The organism is Mesorhizobium sp. M0715 (assembly GCF_040320355.1).
GTDB lineage: Bacteria > Pseudomonadota > Alphaproteobacteria > Rhizobiales > Rhizobiaceae > Mesorhizobium.
Genome location: NZ_JAMYPL010000004.1, coordinates 322,059 through 337,752, shown reverse-complemented (window position 1 = coordinate 337,752; position 15,694 = coordinate 322,059). Strand labels below are relative to the sequence as shown.

Annotated in this window: 14 protein-coding genes; 12 read left to right on the top strand and 2 right to left on the bottom strand. The window is 62.6% G+C overall.

All coding sequences use genetic code 11. From position 1 onward, the window contains the following. From NKI21_RS07670 to NKI21_RS07645, 6 genes are all read left to right on the top strand, one after another. Positions 1-2,570, top strand: a 2,570-nt coding sequence (locus tag NKI21_RS07670; RefSeq protein ID WP_352440311.1) for a cadherin-like domain-containing protein, incomplete at its 5' end; no start/stop codon positions are given. 60 nt (positions 2,571-2,630) lie between these two features. Then, positions 2,631-3,002: a hypothetical protein gene (locus tag NKI21_RS07665; RefSeq protein WP_023809946.1), complete on the top strand. Its 372-nt coding sequence runs from the start codon at positions 2,631-2,633 to the stop codon at positions 3,000-3,002. A gap of 31 nt (positions 3,003-3,033) precedes the next feature. Continuing rightward, positions 3,034-3,807, top strand: coding sequence for a lytic transglycosylase domain-containing protein (locus NKI21_RS07660; protein ID WP_128305813.1), 774 nt, complete (start codon positions 3,034-3,036; stop codon positions 3,805-3,807). A gap of 92 nt (positions 3,808-3,899) precedes the next feature. Continuing rightward, positions 3,900-5,099 (top strand): type 1 periplasmic-binding domain-containing protein, encoded by a 1,200-nt coding sequence (locus NKI21_RS07655; protein WP_502896760.1) that lies wholly within the window; start codon positions 3,900-3,902, stop codon positions 5,097-5,099. Positions 5,100-5,132: 33 nt separating this feature from the next. Further along, positions 5,133-5,837: a thermonuclease family protein gene (locus NKI21_RS07650; protein WP_352440313.1), complete on the top strand. Its 705-nt coding sequence runs from the start codon at positions 5,133-5,135 to the stop codon at positions 5,835-5,837. A 227-nt stretch (positions 5,838-6,064) separates the two neighbouring features. Continuing rightward, positions 6,065-6,817, top strand: coding sequence for a GGDEF domain-containing protein (locus tag NKI21_RS07645; protein WP_128305808.1), 753 nt, complete (start codon positions 6,065-6,067; stop codon positions 6,815-6,817). Positions 6,818-6,875: 58 nt separating this feature from the next. On the opposite strand, the gene NKI21_RS07640 is transcribed toward NKI21_RS07645, so the two are convergent. Then, the gene (locus tag NKI21_RS07640; protein ID WP_352610532.1) at positions 6,876-8,423 is read right to left on the bottom strand and encodes a GMC family oxidoreductase; all 1,548 of its coding nucleotides are present in this window, start codon (positions 8,421-8,423) and stop codon (positions 6,876-6,878) included. Positions 8,424-8,465: 42 nt separating this feature from the next. Further along, positions 8,466-9,143 (bottom strand): FadR/GntR family transcriptional regulator, encoded by a 678-nt coding sequence (locus NKI21_RS07635; protein ID WP_023809939.1) that lies wholly within the window; start codon positions 9,141-9,143, stop codon positions 8,466-8,468. A gap of 204 nt (positions 9,144-9,347) precedes the next feature. Here NKI21_RS07635 and NKI21_RS07630 point away from each other — a divergent pair, with 204 nt between their 5' ends. From NKI21_RS07630 to fhmpcd1, 6 genes are all read left to right on the top strand, one after another. Next, positions 9,348-10,976, top strand: coding sequence for a GMC family oxidoreductase (locus tag NKI21_RS07630; RefSeq protein ID WP_128305807.1), 1,629 nt, complete (start codon positions 9,348-9,350; stop codon positions 10,974-10,976). Positions 10,977-11,266: 290 nt separating this feature from the next. Beyond that, on the top strand, positions 11,267-12,418 hold the full coding sequence (locus NKI21_RS07625; RefSeq protein WP_027039500.1) for a cupin domain-containing protein: 1,152 nt from the start codon (positions 11,267-11,269) through the stop codon (positions 12,416-12,418). A gap of 45 nt (positions 12,419-12,463) precedes the next feature. Continuing rightward, the gene (locus NKI21_RS07620) at positions 12,464-13,621 is read left to right on the top strand and encodes an LVIVD repeat-containing protein (RefSeq protein WP_050592656.1); all 1,158 of its coding nucleotides are present in this window, start codon (positions 12,464-12,466) and stop codon (positions 13,619-13,621) included. A gap of 9 nt (positions 13,622-13,630) precedes the next feature. After that, positions 13,631-14,038 carry a RidA family protein gene (locus NKI21_RS07615; RefSeq protein ID WP_023809936.1) on the top strand — a complete coding sequence of 136 codons (408 nt, stop codon included), beginning with the start codon at positions 13,631-13,633 and terminating at the stop codon, positions 14,036-14,038. A gap of 26 nt (positions 14,039-14,064) precedes the next feature. Further along, entirely contained in the window at positions 14,065-14,685 is a 621-nt protein-coding gene (locus tag NKI21_RS07610; protein WP_023809935.1) for a glutathione S-transferase family protein, read from the top strand. Next, the gene (gene fhmpcd1, locus NKI21_RS07605; protein ID WP_023809934.1) at positions 14,685-15,614 is read left to right on the top strand and encodes a 5-formyl-3-hydroxy-2-methylpyridine 4-carboxylate 5-dehydrogenase; all 930 of its coding nucleotides are present in this window, start codon (positions 14,685-14,687) and stop codon (positions 15,612-15,614) included. The genes NKI21_RS07610 and fhmpcd1 overlap by 1 nt, the downstream gene beginning before the upstream one ends. The last annotated feature ends 80 nt before the right edge of the window (positions 15,615-15,694 follow it).

Below are 15,694 nucleotides of genomic sequence, written 5' to 3'. Positions count from 1 at the left end.
AGGCGACCGACGCCAACGGCAACACGATCACCAACACCATCACCATCGACGTCACCGACGACATTCCGACGGCACATGCCGACACCAACAGCGTTGTCGAGGGCGGCATCGTGAGCGGCAACGTGCTGACGGACGGCACGGACGACGTGTTCGGCGCCGACGGCGCGGCGGCGGGCGGCGGGGTTGTCGGCGTGGCCGCCGGGAGCAACACCGCGGTTCCTGTGAGCGGCGGGCTTGGCGCCGGCATTCCCGGCACTTACGGCACGCTGACACTGAACGCCAACGGCAGCTACAGCTATGACGGCCTGCCCAACGTGGTCCCGCCGGCCGGCGCGACGGAGACCTTCGTCTACACCATCATGGACGGCGACGGCGACCTGTCGACGACGACCTTGACCATCAACCTGTCGGATAGCGGCCTTGCCGCCTCCAATGACGACCTGACGGTCAACGAGGCGGCGCTGCCGATCGGCAGCAACCCGTCGAGCACCGCCGAGACCATCGCCGGAACGGTCGTCGACAATGTGTCGGGCGGCACCGGCCCCTACACCTACGCCCTGGTGGGCAGCGGCACCGGCACGCACGGCACGCTGACCTTCAACGCCAACGGCACCTACAGCTACACGCTGACCACGCCGGTCGACGGCGCCGATGCCAACAACGGCACCAACACCGTCAACAATGTCGAGACCTTCACCTACCAGGCGACCGACGCCAACGGCAACACGATCACCAACACCATCACCATCGACGTCACCGACGACATTCCGACGGCACATGCCGACACTGGCAATGTAAACGAAGGCGCTCTGCTGACCGTGACGGCGGCGGCGGGCGTGCTGGTCAATGACGTTGCCGGCGCCGACGGTGCAACCATCGACGGCGTGCGGGCAGCGGGCGGCAATACGACGACGGCGGTGACGACCGGTGTTAACACCGACATTGCCGGCCTGCACGGCACCTTGCACCTCAACGCCGACGGCTCCTATACCTACCAGTCGACGACCCACAGCATCAGCGCCAACACCACGGACGTGTTCGTCTACACCATCAAGGACGGCGACGGCGACCTGTCGACGACGACGCTGACCATCAACCTGGCGGACATCAATGACGCACCCGTTGTCGCGAACACCCAGAACTGGATGTCGAGCGACCCGGCGCAGCAGACCTTGAGCACGCCTAGCTATCCGAATGGGTATCCGTTGCTGGTTTCCATTCCGACGGATGCGGACGGGGATAACCTCATTGTCACCGCCACGGGAACGATCCCCACCGGCACATTCTATTTCAACGGCGTGACCTATGTCGCCCTAACAGCCGGCACGGTGCTCTACAATCCGTCCGGCGGTATCGATTTGCTGGACGACCTGGTTTATCGGCCAACAGCATCGCAAACTGACACGGTCAACAACAACCTGTCGCTGGATGTATATGACGGTCATACTCACATAGCGCAGACGGTCGGCATCCACGAAGTGCCGCCGACTAGCCTGCCGAGCGACACGTCGCAGATTGGCAATGGCAACAGTCCGCTTACGTCGGGCAACGATCAGATCACAACGCTCTCCCTGTCGCAAGCGACGGTCAGCGCAATCCTGGCTGATCCACACAACTCGACGGTAGTGGTCTATACCGACTTCCAGGAGTCGCCTTTCATCACGCCTATTCCCTTGGGCGAACGGAATCCGGGTGTCTACGGAGACAGCAGCGCGGGCTCGCATCGTGAGCAGGAAGTGCAAGTCGAAATCAGAATTGGCTCGGATCGCTTCGCGATCGTCGAAGATGACACCAGCCCTGGGACTTTCGAGCAGAGCTGGTTCTACGATCCGACCACAGGTTTGATGAAGGCGACCGTCGACTACGACCACATTTACCTTCTGGACGGCAGCGGCAATGCCACCTCCACAACGCTTGCCAGCTACCTGATCACGCATCCGCCGTCAGTCGGCGACAACTGGACCCTGTCTTATTTCGACAATGATGGCGGCAATTTCCAGGCGCGCAAAGTGAGCTTCTCTTTCTTCTCGCATGATCCAGGCGACCCCGGGATCACGGTGAATGGCGATGCCACACTGGCCGACCAGATCTATGGAACGTCCGGCATCGACCATCTTAACGGCAATGGCGGCAATGACATCATCATTGGGCGAGGTGGCAACGACTTCCTTGACGGTGGTGCTGGCAACGACACGCTCGATGGAGGTGCTGGCAACGACCTGCTCATCGGTGGCGCGGGCCAAGACACGCTTACCGGAGGCACTGGCGCCGACACGTTCAAGCTCGATCATCTCGACATCAAGGATCTCATCACTGACTTCAATGGCGGCGAGGGCGACAAGATCGACCTGACCGGGCTGTTCGACACAGCACCCGGAGGGGCTAATATCGGTGACTTCGTGAACTACGATGCGGGGACGGGCACGCTCAGCGTAGATGCGAATGGGACAACCGGCGGAGCCAATTTCATTGACGTGGCAACGCTGACGAACCTGCCCGCTGCCAACACCATCACGCTGCTCTACGACGATGGCGTAACCCAGCATACGACGACTGCAAACGTGGTTTAACGCCATGGCGCACGGCCACGCGACTATGTTATACATCGCTAATATCTAGGGGAGCTCAACATGAAACGTTCTGCAAGACTGCTGGTTTCCGCTGCGACGCTGTTGCTGGCAGTCGGGTCGACGGGGTATGCCGCCGACATCATCGATGGCCCGACCGGCGATTATTGCCGTGTCGTGGGGACGTCCAACCTGGTGCTGAACGACAACATCGTCGATCTGAAGCAGCAAGTGGTGAAGCTGATGGACGAGTCGGTCGCCGCCGCCAACAGTTCGGAGTGGATCAACTCGTCGCGTCCCGTCTTCGTCTGGGCATCGGAAGCCAAGGTCGCCTGCGGCATGGCTTACGGCTACCTCAAGACGAACTACAAGGACGAAGACACCCTCAACAAATGCGAGTGTTTTCACGATCGCATGGTCGAGTACATGCACTGACCGGCTAGGCGAACCACGCCTGTTGGCCATCATGACAGCCGACGGATCCTTCCTGAAGGCGGTCGCGGGCGCGATCGTGTTGCTTGGCTTTGTCCAAACGGTCACGCCGGCCAGTGCCAACTGGCTGGAACGACCATCCGTGAAACAACAGCTTTCGTCCGGCCTGAAGCAGGCAGTGCGCTGTGATCCGGCCACGGAGTGGACCCGGCAGACATTCAAGGCATTTGCCAGCTGCCAGGCATCGATCCATGGCCTGGAGCCGCTGCTGGCGCATGCGGTGATGGAGATCGAAAGCGGCTTCGATCCCGGCGTGCAAGGCGCCGACGGCGAAGTCGGCCTGATGCAGGTGATGCCGGCGACGGCCAGGATGCTCGGCTTTCGAGGTTCTCTGGACGATCTGAGCGCGCCGGCGACCAACATCGCGCTGGGAGTCAGATATCTTGCACAGGCCAACAGGCTGGCCGGGGGCGATCTGTGCACCACCGTCATGAAGTATCGCGCCGGGCACAATGAAAGCCGGTTCTCGGCCCTTTCGGTCCGCTACTGCCAGCGTGCGCGGGCAATCCTGGCAAGGGAGGGGATTGAAGTGACCGGGCCGTTGCCGGTGGCGACGTTCGGCTTTTCCGCCTTTTCAGGCGGTGAGGGTGGAGCCGCTGCCCAATTCTGGCCGGGGAAGGGGGCAAAGGGCGTTTGCGTGCGCCGCCTGTTCGTGCCCGGGCCGCGATACATGAAATGCGCCGACTATCGAAGTGCCGGGCAAGCAAGGCAGATCAGGACGCTCAGAGGCAGGCTTTTCGGCGGCTAAAAGAACTACAGACGGCACTGCAAGTCCGCCGTAACATGCGTTGGAGACCAGACCGGGAACAATATCCGGCGGCACATAGGGGTGGAGCATTCATGGAAGCTGGCCGACAGGTCCACTGTCCGCGGACATGGGCAATCGCCTTGGCGCTCGCCGCGATCTTATCGGGCTGCCAGTCGAAAGGCGGCGTGTCCGAAGTGCTCGATCCGGCGGCGATTGCCGCGCCTGCCGGGCAGAATGGCGCCGCCGGTGCCGGCCCCGTCCAGGCGACCCAGTCGCTGGGCACCGGTTCGACCAAAGTCACGATGCTGCTGCCGTTGTCCGGCTCCGGAACAGCGGGCGAAAACGGCAGGAAAATGCTGGATGCGGCCAAGCTGGCGATGACGGATATTGGCAATGGATTGCTTACGCTGACGGTAGAAGACACCAAAGGCGACAGCGCACTGGCCAGCAAAATGGCGATAACGGCCATAACGACGGGCTCGAAGGTCGTGATCGGCCCGACCGAACTGACGGCAGCCCAGCATATTGCCACGCTGTCTGGATCGAAGCGGCCACCGGTCCTGGCGCTCGCCGATAATTTCGCCGGTGGCGCCGGGGTTTATGCCGTGCTCCTTGGCGAAGCGGACAGCGCCGCCGCGGGCGCCGCGGGACTAGCCGCGAAAGGCAGCAAGAAGTTCGTACTGCTTGTCGCGGATGGCCCAAACGCCGGCGCCATGGAGAAGCGGGTCGCAAACAGCCTCAGCATCTACGGCGCGGCGCTCGCGGTCACTCTCCGATATTCCGCCGGCGACGGCGCCGCGAAGGCGGTCGACGAAATGGGCTCACTCGTGGACGCCCCCGACGCCGTCATTGTCGCCAGCGGCAATGGCAGTCCGTCGCCTGTCCTTGCCGCCCTCAAATCGAAGGGCATTCCGGGAAAGACTGTCTCCGTCGTCGGAACGAACCGTTGGCTGGAGCACCCCATGGATCCGCTCTTCGAGGGGGCGTTTATCGCCACGCTCGATCCAAGTGAAACCGGGCCGATCGCCGACCGATTCAGGACGGCATACAACTATCCCGCTGACGTCAATGTGGCCTATGCCTATGACATGGTTGCCCTGACGGCAGGGATTGCCAGCGCGATCGGGCCTGATGGCTTCAGCAAAAAGGTTCTCGAGAATCCAAACGGCTTTCGCGGGTCGACCGGCCTGTTCCGGTTTCGGGCCGACGGATCCAGCGAACGCTCGATGCCGTTCTATCGGATTGAAAAAGGTGCGCTCAAGCTGGTTGCAAAATCGACGTCGGGTTTCTGACCGGCGAGAAGCCTTGAGAAGCTGTTCGCGCTGATGGGCAGGCTGGGCCGCAGCGGTCAGGCGATCGGGCTCGGCAGCCTGCTGCTTCTGGCCGGGATACTGCTGATCATTCAAGGTGGGGCGTTGCTTTCGGTCGATCGGCCTGTCCGTGCCCCGTCGCGGGATGTTGACGATACGCAGCCTATCCGGCCGGTTGCCCCGGTAGCCGGCGCACAACGCCTGGAGCCGGCGCGCAAGGTTGCTCAAGACCTGATCGCTCCGCCACGGCTTGATCCCGCTGAGATCGAACGGACCGAGCCCCGTCCGCCACTCAGCGAGCTCGGTCTCGCCGTGCCCCCGAAAACGCCAATGCCTGGGGATTGGCGGGAGGTCTTGCTCTACCGCCCGGTTGCCACATCGTCGGCGATGTTCGAATCCATGGGCCGCAAGGTGGTCATCAGCGGAGTGCGAGGCATCGATCTCGACAGCTCCTGCTCGTTTCATGACGTCACCTGGCCTTGCGGCCTGCGCGCACGCGCCGTTTTCAATTCCTGGCTGAGGGGACGCGGGCTGCACTGTTTCGTACCTCCGGACGTCGAGCGTTTTGCCGTCGCCGCGCCATGCAGGCTAGGCAAGCAGGATGTTGGCGCCTGGCTTGTCTCCAACGGCTGGGCCACGGCGCTGCCGAGCGGCATCTACGGCAAGGCGGAGGCGACAGCCAGAAAGGCTGAGATGGGCATATTCGGCCCGGCACAATAGCCTGCCATTCAACCCTGATGCTTGTCTGTTCACCGCCACGGGCGCAGCTTTGCGTCTGTCTTTTATGCATGTCCTTTTCCCAAAGCCGAGGTCATGCATTGGGAGCAAGCCGATTTCGTCCGCAGCCTTGATGGGGTCATCGCGCAATCGATTAAATTGCAAGGTTCCTTGAAACTGAAATTGCAACACACCGGCCCTATACCAGCCCATCCACAGGAGATCGGCCAGTGACAAAGACTATGGCGAGCACCACCGACCAGGCATGGAAAGGCGTCGCTTTGTTGACCTTTCTGGGAACCACTGCAATCCTGGGCGTTTCCGTCGGCCTCAATTATCTGCTCCTGTTCTCCGAGGCGCTGACGCCATTTGGGCGCAGCATGATCACGGCAATCCTGTTGCCTGTTGTCCTTGGTGTTCCGCTTTTTCTGTTCGTTGGATTGAAACAGATCGAGCTTCGTCGCTATCGCCGGGAACTCGACAAGTCGGCAACCTTCGACACCACGACCGGCTGCCTGAACGGAGCGGTCTTCACGTCGATGGTCGAAAAAAGAACGGCAAGGCCGTCGGTGCCGGGGCCTAAATCGGGCGCCTTCCTGGTCATCCATTCGGAGCATCTGCGGTCCATCAACCTGCGCTTTGGTCTTGAATGGGGCGATCAAGCCTTGCGGCTCATAGCCTCGACCATACAATCGTCGGTGCGCGCGGAGGATCTGGTTGGACGCATGGGAACGTCGATGTTCGGGGTTTTCCTCGCCGGTGCGACCGAAGCAGAAGCCAGGGAAATCGGCCAGCGTATCGAGGCGCGGATCGCGCAAGTCTATTTCGCGCCAAAGGGGACCGAGGATGCCCTGACCGTCAAGGTCGGCGGCGTGGTGTTCGAAAACCAGGTGGAGTTCGCGGACATGTTCCGGTCCGCCGAGCAGCGCATGGCCGGCGTCCAGGACGGAGCCGCGTTTGAACTGACGCATCTCCATAGCTGACATTCGCCGGGAACCAGAGCCATTCGGAACCCAGGGGAATTGTCGGACGCGGCCGCGGTTACGCTGACGACGGGGTAGCCCGTGAAGACGCCGCCCAGGTTTCGGCTACGGCGACGATCGCGGCATTGATCGGTCCGCTCGGGATCGCCGGCATCACCGAGGCGTCGACGACAAAGGCATTGTCGAAGCCGTTCAGCCGCAAGTCAGGATCGACGACGGCCTCAGTGTCACGACCCATCCGGCACGTGCCGGCCGGATGGTGATGGGTGGAAGCAGCCCTGGCAATGAAAGCATCGAGTTCGGCATCGGACTGAACCGGGGCGCCTGGCAGGATCTCCATATCGCGCCATTCGTCCAGAGCCGCATGATGGCCGACCATGCGCGCCCGCTTCAACGCCATCCTGAATGTCGCGCGGTCGTGTTCGGTTTCGAGATAATGTGGGTCGATGACCGGCGCATCGTTGCGGCCCGGCCCGCTTGGTGTGATGCGCCCTCGGCTTGTCGGATGGGTGACGCCGCACAGGATGGTAAAGGCGGAGCCATAGGGCGGGGTCTTCAGGCCCTCGGCCGCGGACGGGGCGACGACGCAGGCGAGCACGATATCGGGACTTCCCGTAGAGCGGGTCGGATCGTCGCTGTGCAGATACATCAGCGATTCGGAGTGCTGCAGGCGGGAGGGCGGCACCGGCTTTTTCGTGCTGTAGACATTTCCGAGAGCCAGCAGATGATCCTGCAGGTTGCGGCCCACATCGCCCCGATCGGCTAGGCAGCGTATATCAGCCTGCTTCAGCGTATCGGGACAGCCAATGCCCGACCGCATGAGGATGAGCGGCGTGGATACGGCGCCGGCGCAAAGAACGATCCGGTCGGCGGAGAGTGTTCCGGTCTCACCCCCGCACACCACGCTCACGCCCGTGATCTTGTGGCCGTCCAGCACCAGATGCTCGACCTCGTGGCCGGCGAGCAAGGTCAGGTTCGGCCGCGCCATGACCCGCGGCGGCAGATAGGCGTCGGCGACGCTCAGGCGCTTGCCGTCACGTATATTGAGTGAATTGGGACTGGTGCCGACCAGTTCGCCGCCGTTGTGGTCGCTCAGGGCGGGAGCGCCCAGGGATCGCCCGGCGGCGATGTAGGCACGCACGACCGGACTGACCTCGGCGTCCGGCAGATAGACGTCCAGCGGGCCGCTCTTGCCGCGTGTCGGCGCATCGAAGGCGGTGAAGGCTTCGCTGCGGATGAAGCCCGGCAACAACCCCCGATAGGACCAGCGCTCGCCACCGGCTTGTGCCCAAGGTTCGAAATCATCGGGATGGCCGCGCACATAGGCCATTGCATGCAGGCAGCTCGAGCCGCCGACTATCCTGCCGCGCGGCCATTCATGGACGCGGTCGGCAGTGAAGGGCTGGGGCACGGTCCGGTAGCTCCAGTCATAGGCGCGGCCCTGGAGCATCGTCCATTTCAGCGGATCGGCGATGTCGGGATCGGCCGGCATCGCCCCGGCCTCGATGAGGCCGACCTGGCACGACCGGTCTTCACTGAGCCGGCTGGCAACAACCGAGCCTGCGGATCCCGCGCCGATCACCAGCACGTCGAAATGACGTTTCAATTTGAAATTCCCCGCACAGGCTCGATGTCAGAGGTGATACGATCACGCGGCAAAGGCGCCGGCGTTCGACCGTTCCATGATCTGTCTCTGCACGGACAAAAGGTGCGCGCGCATTGCGGTCTCTGCCGCTTCGGGATCGCGCTGCGAGATCGCTTCGGCGATCAGGCGATGCTCGCCGTCGCGGTGGGCGATCCGCTTGGGGCAGGTGGGTGCCGCGGTGCGCGCAACCTTCACCCGCGCATCGACACCGACCTGGCGCAGCATCTTGTAGAATTCCGCGGCAAGGTGGTTGCGGGCCGCGGCGACGATCGCGAGATGGAAAGCGAAGTCGACCTCACCCGACGGGGCGTTCTCAGGCGTGGTTGCCGCGTCGAGGATCCGCGCCGTCTCGAAAGAGGAGGCGCGCAGCGACGCCAGTCGGGCAAGGCCCGGCTCCATGATCAGGCGCAATTCCAGGACCTCGATCGGATTGGTTACCCTGACCAGTTCCTCGCCATATCTCGGAAGGGCAGTCGGCGCCCGCCTGGCGCGCGCCGGCTTGAGGTCGCCCGAAAGGCGCAGCACTTCAAGCGCCTTGCGAAGCTGATGGCGCTTGACGCTCAGATGTTCCGCAAGATCGCGCTCGGACGGAAGCTTGCCGCCGCCCTGCTGCAACTGGCGGACCGCGGCGATGATGTCGTCGAGATCCGATGGTCCGACCTGCGGCTCGAATGCGCTCAAAACCAAATCTCCTGTCCGATCGGCAGACCGACGACTCAACGTCCCGACATCATATTGTGACACGAAAACCTGTTCGACGGCACTCAACCAATTCAACCAATCTACAACTGTACGCAATGGTTGACAACACCAGTTGCGCGATGGTTGACTGCCCATGTCGACGGTTGCCATCGCGGCGGACCGTCTTTCTCCCGAGGATCACGCATGCCGGCTGGCGAAACCTTTGACTACGTCATTGTCGGTGCGGGATCGGCCGGCTGCGTGCTGGCGAACCGGCTGAGCGAAGACCCTGCCGTGTCGGTGCTTCTGCTGGAGGCTGGGGATTGGGACCGCGATCCGATGATCCACATCCCGCTCGGCTGGGGCAAGATCCTGACCGAACGCCGCCACGACTGGATGTATTTCTGCGAGCCCGAGGCCAATGTCGGCGGCCGCAAGGTCGAATGCGCGCGCGGCAAGGTCATCGGCGGCTCTTCCTCAACCAACGCCATGGCTTATGTGCGCGGCAATCGCGGCGACTATGATCGCTGGGCGGCAAGCGGCCTGACGGACTGGTCGTTCGACAAGGTGCTGCCCTACTTCAAGAAGCAGGAGCGCTGGGAAGGAGGCGAAAGCCGGTATCGCGGCGGCAGCGGGCCGCTGAACACCCAGTTCTGCCGCTACAAGGACGAACTGATCGATGCGTTCGCGACGGCCAGCCGTGATGCCGGATATCCGCAGACCGACGACTACAACGGCGCCATACAGGAAGGCTTCGGCCGCCTGCAGATGACAATTGCGAACGGCCGCCGCTGCTCGACCGCGACCGCCTATCTGCGGCCGGCTATGCGTCGCGGCAACGTCAAGGTGCTGACCGGCGCGATGGCGACGAAGATCCTGCTGAAGAATGGGCGCGCAACCGGCGTTGCCTACACCAGAGGCGGGGCGAGCCATGAAGTTGTGGCGCGGCGCGAGGTCCTGCTTGCCGGCGGCGTCATCAACACGCCGCAGCTGATGATGCTGTCAGGCATAGGCGACAGCGGCGAGCTCGCGGCGCATGGCATCGAGACGAAAGTCGATCGTGCGCAGGTCGGCAAGAATTTGCAGGACCATGTTTCGGTCATCCTGATGTATCGTCGCAAACAACCGGGACCGTTTCTCAAGATGATGCGGGCCGATCGTATCGGGCTGGATTTCGTCAAGACCTATCTCACCGGAAAGGGCTTTTCGGGAGATGTGCCTGGCGGCGTCGTGGCATTCCTGAAGAGCGACGCAAGCCGGCCGTTGCCGGACGTACAGCTGCTTTTCACCGCCGCACCGCTTGGAGCATGGCCTTACATGTCGCCGTTCAAGGCGCCGTTCGCCGACGGCTTTGCGACCCGTATCGTTGCCGTGCAGCCGGAGAGCCGCGGCAGCGTCAGGCTGGCGTCCAGCGATCCGGTCGCCGCGCCCCTGATCCATCAGAATTTCCTGTCCTCGCAGCGCGACTGGCAGTCGCTTCGCGCCGGCTTTCGTGTTGCGCGCAACCTTGCCAGCCAGCCGTCCATGGCTCCGTTCGTTGGTGCGGAGTTCTTCCCCGGCCCGAAATGCGAGAGCGACGAAGAGATCGACGAGCATATCCGCAAGACCTCGATCACCGTGCATCATCCGGCCGGCACGTGCCGCATGGGCGTCGATGCGGCATCGGTGGTCGATCCGGAATTGCGGGTGCGCGGCATCGCCGGACTTCGTGTCGTGGACGCCTCGGTCATGCCCGACCTCGTCTGCGGCAACATCAATGCGGCGGTCGTCATGATCGCCGAAAAGGCCGCGGATCTGATCCGCAGCCGCGCCCAACAGAGCGTGGCGGCCTGACAGAGGCGGCCGGAATACAACCAAAGTCTTTTGGTTGAGATTGAAAACTGCGTTGGTTGGACCGTCATGTGCCTCCGCCTGGCCGTGACGAGGCGGCTTCATGCCCTGATTTCAAGGCATATTTCGAGCATTCTTGGGCTATTTCTGCCTGTTTCTGGGCATTTGCCTCTCAAAAATGCACCTCAACCAAAAACTTATAAAATTCGCAATTTGGGTATTGTCGCGCAAAACCAATGCGAATACGGTTGAGTTGGTTAGAAGTATTTTCTTCGTGACGAGAGGTGTCCGATATGTCCCTGGCGCAACCAGCTAACGATGTGCTCACCAACAAGAAGGCAGCACTCAAGGGCCTCTATGACGCCCTCTACGCAAAGAACATGTTTCCGTTCTGGGCGACGTCGGAAGGCGTCGATCATGACGAGATCAAGCAGCTGATGGCGACGTCGAAGGCCGTTCCCTTCGTGTGGTCCTATTCGGACATCGAGCCGCTGCTGCAACGCGCCGCCGAACTGGTGACCATGGACGACAGCGAGCGCCGCTCGCTGATCCTGGTCAATCCTGGCCTTGCGCCCAAGCGTGCATCGGTCAGCACCATGTACACCGCCTACCGCCTGAATGATCCCGACGAGATCATGCCGCCGCACAAGCACTCGCCGAGCGCCATCCGCTTCGGCCTGACCGGCAAGGGCAACTTCACCGGCGTCGAGGGCGAAGACGTGGTCTTCGGCCCCGGCGACATGGTGCTGACGCCCAACGACGCCTGGCACAATCATGGCACCGTCGGCGGCGAGCAGGCGGTCAACCTGTCGGTGCTCGACCTGCCGCTGGTCGAAACGCTGCACGCCGTCCATTTCGACCACAAATACACCGAGATGGTCGACGGCAAGGAAGTCGAGAAGAAGGTGCAGACCGCCCGCTATCCCGGTGACTATTCACAGCGCATCTATGGCGAGGGCGGCCTGATGCCGCGTTTCGTCGACCACAAGCGCGGCGGCGGCCTGTCGTCTCCGATGTATGTCTATCGCTGGGAGAAGATGGAAGCGGTCCTAGACGCTCACAAGGATTGGGATGGCGACCCTCATGAAGGCATCGTCATCGACTATGTCGATCCGACGACCGGCGGACCCGTCTTCCACACCATCAATTTCTACGTGCAGATGCTGCGCCCCGGCGAGAAGACCTTGCCGCAGCGCGAGACCGCCAGCCTGCTCTTGGCGCCGTTCCGCGGCAACGGCCATTCGATCATCGACGGCAAACGATATGACTGGAACCAGTTCGACACCATCGCCATACCCGGCGGTTCCTGGGTCGAGCATGTCAACGGCTCGTCGAGCGAGCCGGTGATCTTCTTCGGCGCCACCGATGCGCCGACGCAGAAGGCGCTGCTCCTCTACAAGCGCTGGGGCCGCAACCAGGCCGGCGATCTGCTCCGTCTCGTCTAGTTCCCATCCTACTGCCCCGCCGCCATTGGCGGCGGGGACATTGAAATGACGTTTCAGCAGCAAGGGCGTATGCATTTGGTTTCGGCGTTCAACACCAAGCAGATCGGCCATGTCGACTGCCCAGGCGGCGGCCAGGTCTGGGTCGACGGCAACATCCTCTATATCGGCCACATGCGGCCGCCGAGCGGTACGACGCTGGTCGACATTTCCGACCCGCGCAATCCGCGCAAGATAGCCACGATCGATGTTCCGCCCGGCTGGCACTCGCACAAGGTGCGCGCCAAGGACGGGCTGATGATCATCAACCACGAGCGCTTTGGCGATGCCGGCCCGGCCGATTTCGGCGGCGGGTTGGCACTCTACGACACAACCAAGCCGGCACAGCCCAAGCTCATCTCGAAATGGATAACCGGCGGCAAGGGCGTCCACCGCTACGACTTCGACGGCCGTTACGTCTACATCTCGCCGACCGCCGACGGTTATGTCGGCAACATCGTGATGATCCTCGACCTGATCGATCCCACAAAGCCGGTCGAGGTCGGACGCTGGTGGATACCCGGCCAGTGGACCGGTGGCGGCGAGGAATACCCCTGGCACGACTATGTCACGCCGCGTTGCCACCATCCTTTGCGCATGGGCGACCGGCTGTATGTCAGCTACTGGCATCACGGCCTGTTCATCCTCGACATTTCGGACATCACCAAGCCGAAGCTGGTCTCGCACGTCAATTCGAGCCCGAGCTTTCCGCATCCCACCCACACCTGCCTGCCGATTCCACAGCCGCTCAAGGGCCGCAACATCATGGTGGTGGCGGACGAGGACGTCGCCAAGCTTCGGCCATCACCGCCGGCCTTCACGTGGATCTACGACATCACCGACGAGACCAACCCGTTGCCGATCTCGACCTTCCAGGTGCCGGGCCTCGACCCGGATGGTTCACCGCAGCCGCAGATGACCGGCTGCCATCAGCCTTCCGAACGGTTCAAGGGCACGATCATTCCGTTTGCATGGTTCGCGCAGGGGCTGCGCCTCGTCGACATCGCCGACCCGTTCGCGCCAAAGGAGGTCGGCCATTTCGTGCCCGACGCGCCCGAGGGGGCGGAGCGTTCCTCGTCCAACGACGTGACCATCGACGACCGCGGCATCGTCTACCTGATCGATCGCATCCGTGGCGTCGACATCATCGAAACCAGTGTTCTCTAGGAGCAGGCATTGAGCGACAGCACGCGAAAATCCGCCAGCCATTACGCCATCGGCAACAAGAACCCGAACCTGCCGTTTCATCCGGCGGTGCGTGCCGGCGACTTCATCTTCGTCTCGGGCCAGGTGCCGAAGGACGACAACAACAACATGATCAGCGGCACGATCGAGGAAGAGACGCTGGCCACGCTGAAGACCATCGCGCGCGTCATCGCGCATGAGGGCGCGACGCTGTCGGATGTCGTGCGGATCACCACCTATCTCGAGGATACGCGCGATTTCGGCCGCTACAACAAGGCGTTCCTCGAAGGGATCGGCGATGCCGTGCTGGCGCGCACGACCGTCGAGGCAAAGGCCGTCATCAACACCAAGATCGAAATGGACGCGATCGTCTACAAGCCGCTCCCAGCGAGCAAGTAGGCATTGGACACAATCGAGGAGACGACATGTACAAGCTGTTAGGCCGCCAGACATCAGGCAACGTCCAGAAGGTGCTCTTCATGCTCGAAGAGCTTGGGGCATCCTACAAGCGCGAGGACTATGGCCGCCAGTTCGAGAACACCCAGACGGCGGAATACAAGGCGCTCAACCCGACCTCCAAGGTGCCGACGCTGGTCGACGGTGACACCGTGATCTGGGAGTCCAACACCATCCTGCGCTATCTCGCGGCATTCGGTGGCGAACAGTTGAATGGCGCCACGCCGGCGGAAAAGACCGAGGTCGAGCGCTGGATGGATTTCCTGCTGGCGGCGGTCAATCCCGGCTACCTGGCGGCCTTCAAGGGCGCCAAGCTCACACCCGAGGAACAGACCGCCGAATACAAGGAACAGGTGAAGGACCTTGTCGCGCAACTCAAGATCGTCGATGGCCACCTGGCCGGCAAGGACTTCCTGGCGCTGGACAAGCTGACCCTTGCCGACATCGCCTGCGCGCCGATCCTGAAGCGCTGCGTCGACTTCAAGATCGACCGGCCGTCGATGCCCGATCTGGAGCGTTGGGTGGCCGCGATCGCCGCCCGGCCGGCCTTCAAGGCGGCAACCACTGCTGCTCCCGCAAAGGCCGCATAATGATCAGGCGCGCCGCTCTCATCGGATTGGGAACGATGGGTCCAGGCATCGCCGCGCGGCTTTCGCGCGGCGGCCTCGATGTCACGGCGTATGATGTTTCACAGGCGTCGGTCGAGCGTGCCCGCGGCATGCTCGATCTCGCCGGCGGCGTGCTCGATCGTCTCGACATCAAGGCGCCCGGGACAGGCGCCGGCAGCGTGCGATTCGTCGAGACGATCGCCGAGGCCGTCGATGGCGCCGAACTGGTGATCGAGAACGTGCCCGAGAATATCGACATCAAGGCGCAGACCTATCGCGACATCGATCCGCTGATCGGCCCGTCCGTCATCGTCGCTTCCGACACGTCGGGCATCCCGATCACCAAGCTGCAGGCGCATATTTCGCATCCCGAGCGGATGGTCGGCATGCACTGGTCGAACCCGCCGCACATCATTCCGATGATCGAAGTGATCGGCGGCGAAAAGACCGCGCCAGAAACCGTGGCTGTTATCCGCGACCTCATTCGCTCGATCGGCCTGCTGCCGGTGGTGGTGAAGAAGGACGTTCCGGGCTTCGTCGAGAACCGCGTGCTCTACGCGCTGCTGCGCGAGGCGGTCGACCTTGTCGAGCGCGGCGTCATCGAACCGGAAGATCTCGACACCTGCGTATCGTGGGGCATTGGCTACAAGATCGCCGTCATCGGCCCGATGGCGCTGCTCGATATGGCGGGGCTGGATATCTACAAATCCGTCTCGTCCTTCCTGAATGCCGATCTCTCCAACCGCGACGATGTCGCGCCGATGGTGCTGGAGAAGACGGCTGCGTTGAAGTTCGGCATCAAGTCGGGCGAGGGCATGTTTGCCTACACGCCCGAGCAGACAAAGGCGCTGCAAGGCGAACGGGCGCGCAAGCTCGTCGCGGTGCGGCGCATCCTGGAAGGCCGGGAGTAGCCAATGTCATATGGTGCGCAGAGGGCCAGCCGGTTTGAGGAGTTCCACCGGTCGGCTGTTTGTGTGAAGGGCGCCCTCGC